Annotated in this window: 11 protein-coding genes; 8 read left to right on the forward strand and 3 right to left on the reverse strand. The window is 62.0% G+C overall.

What is annotated here, in order from left to right; all coding sequences use genetic code 11:
* Positions 1-23: 23 nt before the first annotated feature.
* Positions 24-1,775: a glutamine--tRNA ligase/YqeY domain fusion protein gene (locus tag ACN9MY_RS09700; protein WP_426170183.1), complete on the reverse strand. Its 1,752-nt coding sequence runs from the start codon at positions 1,773-1,775 to the stop codon at positions 24-26.
* A gap of 234 nt (positions 1,776-2,009) precedes the next feature.
* On the opposite strand from ACN9MY_RS09700, the gene ACN9MY_RS09705 reads away from it, so the two are divergent.
* From ACN9MY_RS09705 to ACN9MY_RS09720, 4 genes are read left to right on the forward strand one after another with little or no spacing between them, the layout of a single operon-like run.
* Positions 2,010-2,303, forward strand: coding sequence for a DnaJ domain-containing protein (locus ACN9MY_RS09705; RefSeq protein WP_426170185.1), 294 nt, complete (start codon positions 2,010-2,012; stop codon positions 2,301-2,303).
* Between the two features lie 22 nt (positions 2,304-2,325).
* Positions 2,326-2,826, forward strand: a complete 501-nt coding sequence (locus tag ACN9MY_RS09710; RefSeq protein WP_426170186.1) for a hypothetical protein — start codon at positions 2,326-2,328, stop codon at positions 2,824-2,826.
* Positions 2,827-2,828: 2 nt separating this feature from the next.
* On the forward strand, positions 2,829-3,605 hold the full coding sequence (locus ACN9MY_RS09715; RefSeq protein WP_426170189.1) for a hypothetical protein: 777 nt from the start codon (positions 2,829-2,831) through the stop codon (positions 3,603-3,605).
* Positions 3,605-4,477 carry a hypothetical protein gene (locus ACN9MY_RS09720; protein ID WP_426170191.1) on the forward strand — a complete coding sequence of 291 codons (873 nt, stop codon included), beginning with the start codon at positions 3,605-3,607 and terminating at the stop codon, positions 4,475-4,477. Before ACN9MY_RS09715 ends, ACN9MY_RS09720 begins: the two co-directional genes overlap by 1 nt.
* A gap of 58 nt (positions 4,478-4,535) precedes the next feature.
* Here ACN9MY_RS09720 and ACN9MY_RS09725 read toward each other — a convergent pair whose 3' ends face one another.
* A complete protein-coding gene (locus tag ACN9MY_RS09725; RefSeq protein WP_426170194.1) occupies positions 4,536-5,426 on the reverse strand; it encodes a LysR family transcriptional regulator in 891 nt (296 codons plus the stop codon).
* A 76-nt stretch (positions 5,427-5,502) separates the two neighbouring features.
* On the opposite strand from ACN9MY_RS09725, the gene ACN9MY_RS09730 reads away from it, so the two are divergent.
* Complete coding sequence (locus ACN9MY_RS09730) at positions 5,503-6,702, forward strand: MFS transporter (protein ID WP_426337225.1); 1,200 nt, start codon at positions 5,503-5,505, stop codon at positions 6,700-6,702.
* Between the two features lie 73 nt (positions 6,703-6,775).
* Positions 6,776-7,105, forward strand: a complete 330-nt coding sequence (locus tag ACN9MY_RS09735; RefSeq protein WP_130315077.1) for a hypothetical protein — start codon at positions 6,776-6,778, stop codon at positions 7,103-7,105.
* Positions 7,106-7,241: 136 nt separating this feature from the next.
* On the opposite strand, the gene ACN9MY_RS09740 is transcribed toward ACN9MY_RS09735, so the two are convergent.
* Positions 7,242-8,468, reverse strand: coding sequence for a CaiB/BaiF CoA transferase family protein (locus ACN9MY_RS09740; protein WP_426170199.1), 1,227 nt, complete (start codon positions 8,466-8,468; stop codon positions 7,242-7,244).
* A gap of 70 nt (positions 8,469-8,538) precedes the next feature.
* Between ACN9MY_RS09740 and ugpQ the strand changes: the two genes are divergently transcribed.
* Both ugpQ and alaS read left to right on the forward strand, forming a co-directional pair.
* The gene (gene ugpQ / locus ACN9MY_RS09745; protein ID WP_426170202.1) at positions 8,539-9,291 is read left to right on the forward strand and encodes a glycerophosphodiester phosphodiesterase; all 753 of its coding nucleotides are present in this window, start codon (positions 8,539-8,541) and stop codon (positions 9,289-9,291) included.
* A 123-nt stretch (positions 9,292-9,414) separates the two neighbouring features.
* Entirely contained in the window at positions 9,415-12,027 is a 2,613-nt protein-coding gene (gene alaS / locus ACN9MY_RS09750) for an alanine--tRNA ligase (RefSeq protein WP_426170204.1), read from the forward strand.
* The last annotated feature ends 98 nt before the right edge of the window (positions 12,028-12,125 follow it).

A 12,125-nucleotide genomic window follows, 5' to 3' on the forward strand; every position in this document is an offset into this window, starting at 1 on the left:
TTTTTTGTCACAGTTCGGGTCAGTTATTTTGCCCAGCTATCTTTCAGTGTGACGATGCGGTTGAACACCGGCTTGCCTGGCTGCGACAGCACGCGGTCGGCCACGAAATAGCCGTGGCGCTCGAACTGGAAACGCTGCTCGGCGGTGGCGTCCTTCAGGCCCGGCTCCAGGTAGGCTCTGACGATTTCCAGCGCTTTCGGGTTCAGGAACTCCTTGAAGTCCTTGCCGCCGGCGTCCGGTTTCTCTTCTGTGAACAGGCGGTCGTACAGGCGCACTTCCGCTTCCAGGGCCGCTTCGGCGCTGACCCAGGTGATATTGCCCTTCACCTTGTAGGTGTCGGCGCCCGGGGTGCCGGACTTGGAGTCTTCGAAGTACTTCACGCGCACGGCGGTGACCTTGCCGCTTTCATCCTTGTCGTAGCCTGTGCATTCGGCCACGAAGCCGTACTTCAGGCGCACGCGGGCGCCTGGCTGGTCGCCGACCGGAGGGGTGAAGCGGAAGTAGCCCTTGGTCGGTACTTCCATGAAGTCTTCTTCTTCGATCCACAGTTCGCGGGTGAACGGGAAGGTGCGGTGACCCAGCTCAGGGTGGTGCGGGTGGACCGGCGAGGTGCACTCGACCGACTGGCCTTCCGGGAAGTTCTCGACGATCAGCTTCAGCGGGCGCAGTACGGCGATGGCTCGCGGGGCTTTCGGGTCCAGGTCTTCACGCACGGCGCCTTCCAGCACGCCGAAGTCGATCCAGCCGTCGGACTTGGTCACGCCGGTGCGCTCGCACATCAGCTGGATGCCCTCCGGGGTGAAGCCGCGGCGGCGCATGCCGGCCATGGTCGGCAGGCGCGGGTCGTCCCAGCCGTCCACGATGCCTTCTTCCACCATCTGGCGCAGCTTGCGCTTGGAGGTGACGATGTAGGTCAGGTTCAGGCGTGCGAATTCGTACTGGTGCGGCACCGGCTTCTTGAAAAAGCCACCCTCGGACAGGGTTTCCAGCAGCCAGTCGTAGAACGGGCGGTGATCCTGGAATTCCAGGGTGCAGATCGAGTGCGTGATGTTTTCCAGCGCGTCCGAAATCGGGTGCGTGTAGTCGTACATCGGGTAGATACACCAGTCGTCGCCCGTGCGGTGGTGGTGGGCGTGGCGGATGCGGTAGATCGCCGGGTCGCGCATGTTCATGTTCGGCGAGGACATCGCGTCTTCGCTGATCTTGGCGCGCAGTGCGTGCTCACCGTCCTTGTATTTGCCCGCCTTCATGTCGCGGAACAGTTGCAGGTTTTCTTCCACCGAACGGTTGCGGAACGGGGAATTGGTGCCGGCGACGCCGAAACCGCCGCGGGTATTTTTCATTTCCTCGGCGCTCTGGCTGTCCACGTAAGCCTTGCCGACCTTGATCAGGTATTCGGCCATTTCATACAACTTGTCGAAGTAGTCGGAGGCGTAATACAGGTGTTCGCCGGCGCCTACCGGGCCTTTGTAGTTCCAGTCGAAACCGAGCCAGCGCACGCTGTCGATGATGGAATCGACGTACTCCTGTTCTTCTTTTTCAGGATTGGTGTCGTCGAAACGCAGGTGGCAGCGGCCGCCGAAATCGCGCGCCAGGCCGAAGTTGGTGTAGATGGACTTGGCGTGGCCGACGTGCAGGTAGCCGTTTGGCTCCGGCGGGAAGCGGGTGATGACCGGCGGCAGGCCTTCGCGGGTATGCGCGCCGGAGGCCAGGTCGGCTTCAACGATATTGCGCAGGAAATTGGGCGCTGGGGCGTGGGTTTTGTCGTTGCTCATGTATGTTTTAGTCTTTAAAACCGGTAAACCAGGGTCTGACCCGCAGGGTCAGACCCTGTCAGCTCCACCGCCTGGGGCTTGGATTGAAACCCAACCCCCAGCCGTTGAACAGACAGGGTCAGACCCGTGGGTCTGACCCAGGTTTACCGGTTTTAGGGTGATATTCAGCGTAAACAGGGCATTTTATAGGATAATTCGACATTACGCGTTTAAAAACCGGCCCGGAGTTGCAATATGGAAAATTTATATAATGTGCTCGGTGTCGCGCCCAATGCCTCTGACGAGGAAATCAAGAAGGTCTATCGTTCCCTGGCGATGCGTTTCCACCCGGACCGCAACCAGGAACCGGGCGCCGACGCCCGCTTCAAGGCCATCGTCAAAGCTTATGAAGTGTTGTCCGACCCCGAAAAACGGGAAGAATACAACCAGAGTGTGCACCACCGCATCATCATCGACCCGGAAGCGGAGGCCTACCAACAGTGGCGTTCCATCTTCAGCGTCAACGGCGTGACGATCCCCGCCGCCTGAATCAACAGAAAGACAGCAGCAAATGAGAAAAGTACACCCAGAGTTCGCCTACCAGGCGCGCGAACTGGAAGGGCAGATCGAGGGCATCCTCGGCGATCCGCCTGACCACAAGAATTACAAGAAGATGGTCGAAGCCCTGCGCACCGAATACGTGAACGGCGGCGGCATCGACGATTTGAACATGATGGCTTTCGCCCTGGTGGACGTGATCGAATTCCACGACCCGAAGGCAGCTTTTGCCGACGCCGAGGATTTCGAATACGGCGATCCGGCCCGCGTGTTCGGCGCCGCCACCTGCCCGAAGGCGCAAGGCCTGCTGGAAGCGCTGGAAGAGAACCACCCGGACCTGGCGCGCCAGGCCATCATCACCGCGCTGCTGCACAAGCATCCGCGCATGTGGGACGACGAGGACACTTCGCTCGACCGCCTGGCTGAAGGCGACGAGGGCGATGATGAAGACGATTACGCGGATGATGTCGCAACCGACGACTTCACCGGCATCTTTGACCAGCAGGAGGATTGAGCATGACCGACAAGAATCTGCCAGCCATTCGCAAGCAGGTCACCGAACTCGTTCTGGCGGGCTCCCTGGAGCACGCCGAGCGCGCCTTTGCCGAAGCAGCGGATACCCACGGCGACCTGGCCGTGGTCGAAGTGCTGCAGGAGCTGCCGCCGCACGTGACGGCGCTGCACATGTCCGGCTTCGACGGCGGCAAGATGTCGCTGGCGACCCTGCTGGTGCCGCCGAAGCAGTGGGCCGAAAGCCTGGCCTACATCGCCGCCACCTGGCCGGACGACATGATCGAAGACGATCCAGAGCGTATCGCCGAATCGCTGTTCGCCCACATGCACGGCGTGATCTTCGGCACCGAAGATGAAGAGCGCCGTGCCGAACTGCTGAAAGAAGCGTCGGCTACCGACTGGGGCTGCACCGCGTTCGCGATCCTGTTCTCGCTGGCGCCGAAGGAGGTGCTGGAGGTTGCGGGCGAAGTGATCTCGAAAGGTGCCTACCTGACCGGCCAGACTTCGTCCGACAACGACATCGTTCCCGTTGCCGTCGCCCTGGCGCAAGCCAATGAAGACGGCTGGGACCGTGCGCTGTTCGAATTGTTCCCGGAATTCCGCCACAGCGCCGACCTGGCCGATGCGGAATTCAGCGACGATCCGGACGAAGAGCCCGAGCACCTGCAGCGCTCCACCAAGGAGCTGCTGTACCGCCTGCGCAAGCAAGTGCCGACCACCCGCAGTGGCACCGGCCGCGAACGCGCACGCCGCTCGATCGGTACGGGGATCTTCGGCTGATGCTGCCCGCACTCGTCAAAGAAAGCCTGCCGCGACTGACCCGCGCCATCAAACTGCTGCCAGGCGACGACCGCGAAGATGCGGCCAGCATCCTGGCGGAAGAGTTGAGCGGCATCACAGCCATGGTCGCGGACAAGTTCACCAACAACCGCACTGCGGAAGGCATCCAGAAGGCAGTCAACCTGACGGTTGGCGGCGTGTCGCTCGGCCTGGAGCAGGTGCTGACCGTCGATTCCGACGAGCTGGCGCTGGACTACCTGGTGGAGCAGGGCGCTGAGCTGGCCTTCCAGGCGGGCTTCCGCCAGTTGAAAGACCTGGCTGCGATGCCGGAAGATACGCTGATTGGAGAGTACGACAACGACCCGATGTATGCACAGCGCCGCCTGCGCGACCTGTTCTTCGACATCTGCTTCACCGAGCCCGGCGCCAACTGGGATGGACCATCCAAGTACCAGGCGCAGTTGAAGCAGCGCCAGGAAGTGCAAGCCGTGGTGCGCCTGGCGAACTGGCTGCGCCGCCACAACCTGGAAGGCGCAATCAAGGACCCGGACCTGAACGCGGAAGGCGTGATCGCGCTGGCGATCATCTTCGCGGTGGAAGGTGGTGGCCGCATCGTCGCCCGCACCGGCCAGAAGGAGTTCGAACGCTTCGTGAAGGCTGTGCGCAAGGCCAAGCCAGATTACGAAGCGGGCTGGCAAGCGCTGGTCGCAGCGGTGCCCGAGCAGCATCACCCGGTCCTGCTGCATCGCATCGACCTGTACCGCCGCACCTGCACCGTGCTGCAGAAGCTGCCGGGCCGCTACGCAATGAAGACGCTGTGGACCGAGCTGGAAAACTACGCCGGCTCCGAGCTCGACGCCGACTACGATTGATAAACTGGACCAGCGCCAGACGAGCATGCGTGTCTGACCCTGTGGGTCAGACACCGGTTTACCGGTTCTCCTCCAGCGCCACCCGGACAAACGCCTCCACCAACGCCCCGCCATCCCCCCGCCGCTGCGCCAATTGCAGCGAAGTGACCGCCCCCGCATCATCCAGCGGCCGGAACACCACTCCCTCCAGATGCATCGACTGGAACGGCGAAGGCAGCACCGACACCCCAATCCCCGCCGCAACCAGCCCGATAATGGTTGCCGCCTCGCCCGCTTCCATGGCCACCTGCGGCACGAAGCCCGCCGACCGGCACATGCCCAGAATGGCGTGATTGATGCCCACGCCAGACTCCTTCGGATACATTACCCACGGCAGCTCCGCCAGGTCAGCCACCTTGATCATGCGCTTGCGCGCCAATGGCGAATCGCTCGCAAGCACCAGCAACAGCGCATCGCGGCGCAGCGTCGTCAGCTCCAGGTGCTCCGGCAAAGCCACCTCCGGCGGCCGCACGAAACCAAGATCTATCTTGCGAGCCTCCAGGGCATCGATTTGATGCAGCGTCGTCATCTCATGCAAGGTAAGCGCCACGTCCGGATAAAGCTGGCGATAGCGGCGGATCGCGCGCGCAAACAGCGGCGTGAAAGGCGTGGAAAACGTAAAGCCCACACGCAGTTCGCCAGCCTCGCCACGCTGCGCCCGGCGCGCCCGCTTGGCCGCGCGCTCGGATTGCGCCAGGATGGCCCGCGCATCTTCAAGAAACAGCTTGCCGGCTTCGGTAAGGCGCACCCAGCGCTTGCTGCGATCGAAGAGGCGCGCCCCCACTTCCGCTTCCAGCGCCTGGATTTGTTGTGATAGGGGCGGCTGGCCGATATGCAGCCGCTCAGCCGCGCGAGTGAAGCTCAGTTCCTCGGCCACAGCCACGAAATAGCGCAGATGACGCAATTCCATAATATGTTGAAGCGATTAATAACGCCTTAAATATATATTGGACGGTAATACAGGGCAATCCTAAGATGAATTCACGATGAAAGCCCTCAGCCACCCCACCAATCGCGCCATGTTCTTTGGCGGCTTTTCCTGCTTCGCGCTGTTGTACTGCGTGCAACCCTTGATGCCGCTGCTATCCAGCGAATTTGCGCTGACGCCCGCGCAGAGCAGCCTGTCCTTGTCGCTGGCCACGGCGGCGATGGCAGTCTCGCTGCTCGCGTCGAGCGCCATTTCCGACCGCTTCGGCCGCAAGCCCTTGATGGTGGGAGCGCTCGCGATCTCCGCGATCATGACTTTGCTGTGCGCTCTGGCCGATGGATACGGCCAGCTGCTTGTCGCGCGGGTTTTGCTCGGCGTGGCGCTGGGCGGCATGCCAGCCGTCGCCATGGCATACCTGGCAGAGGAGATCGAACCCGAATCCTTGGGGCTATCGATGGGTCTTTACATCAGCGGCAGTGCGTTCGGCGGGATGGTCGGGCGCATGGTGACATCGATACTGAGCGACTTTTTCTCCTGGCGCGTGGCGCTGGTGGCGATGGGCGCGGCAGGCGTATTGGCTGCAGTCGAATTCTGGCGCAGCCTGCCGGAGTCGCGTCGTTTCCGCCCGTCGCCCGGAGGCTGGCGCGCGCTGCCGGAGAATGCACTCCGCCACCTGCGCGATGACGGCCTGCCTTGGCTGTTCACCCTGGCCTTCCTGTTAATGGGTTGCATGGTCAGCGCCTACAACTACATCAGCTACCGCCTGCTGGCCGCGCCGTTCGAGCTGCGTCAAAGTGTGGTGGGTGGAATTTCGTTTCTGTACCTACTGGGGATTTTCAGTTCGGTCTGGGCAGGCAAGCTGGCGGACCGTTATGGCCGCAAGGGCGTGCTGTACCTGGTTCTCAGCTTAATGCTGACAGGCATTGTGTTGACCTTGTCGAGCTGCTTGTCGCTGGTAATCGCCGGGCTGGCCCTGTTCACCTTCGCTTTCTTTGCATCGCATTCCATGACAAGCAGCTGGGTAGGCCGACGTGCGCGCGGGGCGGCATTGGCGTCCGCGCTATACCTGTTCTTCTACTACCTTGGCTCCAGCGTGATTGGCTGGGCTGCAGGAATACTGTGGGGAAGGGCAGGCTGGGCGGGCGTGGTGCTGCTGCTTGCAAGCTGCCTCGTCGCAGCTGTCGCGATCGCAATCCACCTGCGCCGGTTGACGCCAATCGCGCCAATGTTGAGACAGATCAAAGCTGAGGCAGGGTGATTGAACCGCCGAGCGCGAACGGTCTCCAAGTCCCACCGGCACGCTGGGTGCCGTTTTGAGCAAGGAGATCATCATGATGCACGATCGAGAAATCCGTATCAGGCTCAGCAACATCCAAATGGCTGTCAGCCAGGCCGCGCAAGCCCTGTCGGCCGAGCGCCACCTGACCGGCGAGCTGCGCGATACGATCCAGAAGCTGGACCGCCGCTCCGACGACATCAGCGAAATGCTGGTGAGTGAGGACTACGCCAACGTACCCAAGTTGGTAGACGACATGGAAATGCTCGGCGCCCGGGCCCGGCGCGTCTGCGCCAGCGAGCGCATGCAAGTGACGCCCGAGATGAAGGCCGCAGTCAACTTCATGCATCGCGAATTATTCGACTTCAAGCAGCACCTGCACTAAAGGCGTACCAGCCGAGCCCGTGTCACACCATGGGGTCACACCCCAGGTGTGACACGGGCTCTTCCGCACTGCGGTTGGGCTCGTGTCACTCTCGGGGTGTGACCCCAAGGTGTGACACGGGCTCGGCCGTAACGCGTTACAGGATGCCTTTGGCGCGCAGGGAGGCGATGTCGGCCTCGCTGCGGCCGAGGACTTCGCGCAGCACTTCGTCGGTGTGCTGGCCAAGCAGGGGCGGGGCCATGTCGGTTTCTGCGGGACTGGCGCTCAGGCGCATTGGGTTGCGCACCAGTTTCACTTTGCCGGCGGTCGGGTGGGCTGTTTCGATCATCATGCCGCGCGCTTGCACTTGCGGGTTCTTGAATACGTCGTGCAGGTCGTTGATTGGGCCGCATGGCACGCCTACCGCTTCCAGCTGTTCGATCCACCAGTCGCGCGGTTGCGACTTCACCATGTCAGCCAGGATCGGCACCAGCTCGTCGCGGTTCTTCACGCGCAGTGGATTGGTGGCGTAGCGTTCGTGTGTGGCCAGGTCGGGGCGGCCGCCCACTTCCACGAATTTCTGATACTGGCCGTCGTTGCCGGTGGCGACGATGATGTAGCCGTCGGCGCAGGCGAAGGTCTGGTACGGCACGATGTTGGCGTGGGCGTTGCCCCAGCGCTTGGGCGCTTTGCCGCTATTCAGGTAGTTGGAGCCCATATTGGCCAACATCGCGACCTGCACGTCCAGCAGCGCCATGTCGATATATTGACCTTCGCCGGTCCGGTCGCGGTGGGTCAGGGCGGCCAAAATTGCGATGGTGGAGTACATGCCGGTCATCAGGTCGGTCAGGGCCACGCCGGCTTTCTGCGGGCCGCCGCCCGGCAGGTCGTCGCGCTCGCCGGTGACGGACATCAAACCGCCCATGCCCTGGATCAGGAAGTCGTAGCCGGCGCGGTGTGCGTAGGGGCCGTCCTGGCCAAAGCCGGTTACGGAGCAGTAGACCAGGTCCGGCTTGACGGCCTTCAGCGATTCATAATCCAGGCCATATTTTTTCAACTGGCCGACCTTGTAGTTTTCCAGCACCACGTCGGCGTGCCTGGCCAGTTCGCGGATCAGGGCCTGGCCCTCCGGCTTGGAGATGTCGCAGGTGACCGAGCGCTTGCCGCGGTTGGCGGACAGGTAGTAGGCGGCTTCGGTGGTGTCGGCGCCGGAGGCGTCCTTGGCGTAGGGAGGACCCCAGGCGCGGGTGTCGTCGCCGCTGCCCGGCCGCTCGATCTTGATCACGTCCGCGCCCAGGTCGGCGAGGTTCTGCGAGCACCAGGGGCCGGCCAGCACGCGGCTTAAATCCAGTACGCGAATGTGTCCAAGGGCCTTCGGGGTCATGTTGTCTTCTTCCTACTGTTTTCAGGGAGCGTTAGCTTAACGCATCCAACCGTGTTAGTGTCTTAATCCTATGTGGCCCTACCCAAAAATCGTTGCGCATCGCGGAGGCGGCACGCTGGCTCCGGAAAACACCATCGCCGGCTTGCGTGCCGGCCTGGCTTATGGTTTCCGCGCGGTGGAATTCGACGTCATGCTGTCATCCGATGGCATTGGCGTGGTGATGCATGATCCGCACTTTGGCCGCACGATCTATGGCGATGGCTATGTGCCGAACTTTTCGGCAGCCGAATTGGCGAAGATGGATGCCGGGCGATGGTTCGGCCCTGAGTTCCGCGGTGAGCCAGTGCCTTTGTTCCTGGAGTGGGTCGACTACTGCAAAGAGCATAAGATCTGGATGAATATCGAGATCAAGCCGGCTGAAGGCCATGATGAGGCGACCGGCCGTTGGGTGGCGCAGACTGCGCGTGCCCGTTTCGCTGCCGAGGTGGCGGCCGGCGATCCGGCGTCAATGCCTTTGCTCTCGTCCTTCAGCATGCCGGCCTTGGCGGCGGCGCGCGATGCTGCGCCCGAACTACCGCGGGCTTGTCTGTTTGATAAAATTCCCCCCAATTGGCTGGAAACGGCGCGCGACCTTGGCGCGGTGGCGATCCATACCAACCACAAATACCTGACACCGGACCAGGCAAGAGCGGTGAAGGCAGCAGGCCTGGGCCTGTTTTGCTATACCGTCAATACGCCGGAACGAGCGCGGGAAATCCTCGCGCTCGGCGTAGACGCCTTCTGCACCGACCGCATCGACTTGATCGGGCCGGACTTCGCTTGATAAATGGGGACGCACCCCATCTAGAGGAAATTTCCCTCTAAATGGGATACGTCCCCATTTATCAGGCGAACTGTTCACGTATAATCAACCCTTTGCACCAGCCTGCAACCTACCTTTTACGACATGAAATCTGCTGAAATTCGCGAAAAGTTCCTGAAATTCTTCGAATCCAAGGGCCATACGATTGTCCGTTCCAGCCCGCTGGTGCCAGGCAACGACCCGACCCTGCTGTTGACCAACTCCGGCATGGTGCAGTTCAAGGATGTGTTCCTGGGCCAGGATGTGCGCCCGTATTCCCGTGCCACCACCGTGCAGCGCTGCGTGCGCGCCGGCGGCAAGCATAACGACCTGGAAAACGTCGGCTATACCGCGCGTCACCACACTTTCTTCGAAATGCTGGGCAATTTTAGCTTCGGCGACTATTTCAAGCGCGATGCCATCCAATACGCGTGGGAGCTGCTGACCAAGGTCTACGGCCTGCCGCCTGAGAAGCTGACCGTCACCGTCTATATCGAAGACGACGAAGCCTACGACATCTGGGCCAACGAAATCGGCGTGCCGAAAGAGCGCATCATCCGCATCGGCGACAACAAGGGTTCGCGTTACGCGTCGGACAACTTCTGGCAGATGGCCGACACCGGCCCATGCGGTCCTTGCACCGAGATCTTCTACGACCACGGCGCCGACATCTGGGGCGGTCCTCCGGGCTCGGACCAGGAAGACGGCGACCGCTTCATCGAAATCTGGAACCTGGTGTTCATGCAGTTCAACCGCGACGAAGCGGGCGTGATGCACAAGCTGCCGAAGCCTTGCGTGGATACCGGCATGGGCATGGAGCGCCTGGCTGCCGTCCTGCAGCACGTGCACTCGAACTATGAGATCGATTCCTTCCAGGCCCTGATCAAGGCTGCCGCCCGCGAAACCGGCGCGACCGACCTGGAAAACAAATCGCTGCGCGTGATCGCCGACCACATCCGCGCTGCTGCTTTCATGATCGTCGACGGCATCATCCCTGGCCCTGAAGGCCACGGCTATGTCCTGCGCCGCATCATCCGCCGCGCACTGCGTCACGGCCACAAACTGGGCCAGACCAAAGCCTTCTTCTACAAGCTGGTGGCAGACCTGAACACCGAAATGGGCGTTGCCTATCCTGAGCTGGCGGAAGCCAAGGACCGCGTGGCCCAGGTGCTGAAGGCGGAAGAGGAGCGTTTCGGCGAGACCCTGGAAAACGGCATGAAGATCCTGGAAGCCCAACTGGCCAAGGATCCGAAGAACCTGGATGGTGCTACCGCCTTCACCCTGTACGACACCTACGGCTTCCCACTGGACCTGACCGCCGACATCTGCCGCGAACGCGAAGTGACGCTGGACGAAGCAGGCTTCAACGTCGCCATGGAAGCGCAGAAGCAGAAGGCGCGCGAAGGCGGCAAGTTCAAGAAGATGGCTGCCAACGTTGAATACTCCGGCGAGAAGAACAAGTTCGTCGGCTATGACCAGCTGCTGCATGATTCGAAAGTGATCGCCCTGTACGCCAACGGCGCACCGGTGCAGGAACTGAAGACCGGCGAGCAGGGCATCGTCGTGCTGGATACCACCCCGTTCTACGCCGAATCCGGCGGCCAGGTGGGCGACCAGGGCCTGATCACCGGCGCCACCGGCCGCTTCGACGTGGAAGACACGCTGAAGATCCAGGCTGACGTGTTCGGCCACCACGGCGTGGTGGCACAGGGTTCGCTGAAAGTGGGCGACGCTGTCGGCGCTGCTGTGGACCAGCATTCGCGCGGCCGCACCATCCGTAACCACTCGGCGACCCACCTGATGCACAAGGCCCTGCGCGAAGTGCTGGGCTCCCACGTGGCGCAGAAAGGCTCGCTGGTTGATCCGGACAAGGCGCGTTTCGACTTCTCCCACACCCAGCCGATGACCGCCGAGGAAATCGCCAAGGTGGAAGCCATCGTCAACGCCGAGATCCTGGCCAATGCTGCGACCCAGTCGCACCACATGTCCTTCGACGACGCCGTGAAGCATGGCGCCATGGCGCTGTTCGGCGAGAAGTACGGCGACGAAGTGCGCGTGATGGACATCGGTTCCTCGAAAGAGCTGTGCGGCGGCGTGCACGTGCACCGCACCGGCGATATCGGCCTGTTCAAGATCGTATCGGAAGGCGGCGTTGCTGCCGGTATCCGCCGCGTGGAAGCCGTGACCGGCGAAGGCGCCTTGGCGCTGGTGCAGGGCATGGCTCGCAAGCTGAACGAAGCTGCTGCCGCGCTGAAGTCGAACCCGGAAGAACTGACTTCCAAGATCGCCGCCGTGCAGGACCAGGTGAAGTCGCTGGAAAAAGAACTGGCTGCGTTGAAGTCCAAGCTGGCTTCCGGCCAGGGCGACGAACTGGTCAACAAGGCGGTCGACGTCAAGGGCCTGAAGGTGCTGGCTGCAACCATGGAAGGCGCCGACGTGACCGCGCTGCGCGAAACCATGGACAAGCTGAAAGACAAGCTGAAGTCCGCTGCCATCGTGCTGGCTTCCGTCAATGACGGCAAGGTCAGCCTGATCGCCGGCGTGACGGCGGACTCGATCGGCAAGGTCAAGGCCGGCGAGCTGGTCAACTTCGTTGCACAACAAGTGGGCGGCAAGGGCGGTGGACGTCCTGACATGGCGCAAGCCGGCGGCACCAATCCGGATGCACTGCCAGGTGCTCTCGGTGGCGTTGCAGCATGGGTGGAGTCGCGTATCTAAAAGCTGCCAGGGGCCCGCGCTTCCTAGTGCTGGCCTTTCCGACATTGCAAGGTCGTTGTGATTTTGCAACGCAACATTAACTATTTTGGTGCAGTGCG

Origin of the sequence: Pseudoduganella sp. R-31 (assembly GCF_049913235.1) — a bacterium.
GTDB lineage: Bacteria > Pseudomonadota > Gammaproteobacteria > Burkholderiales > Burkholderiaceae_D > Rugamonas.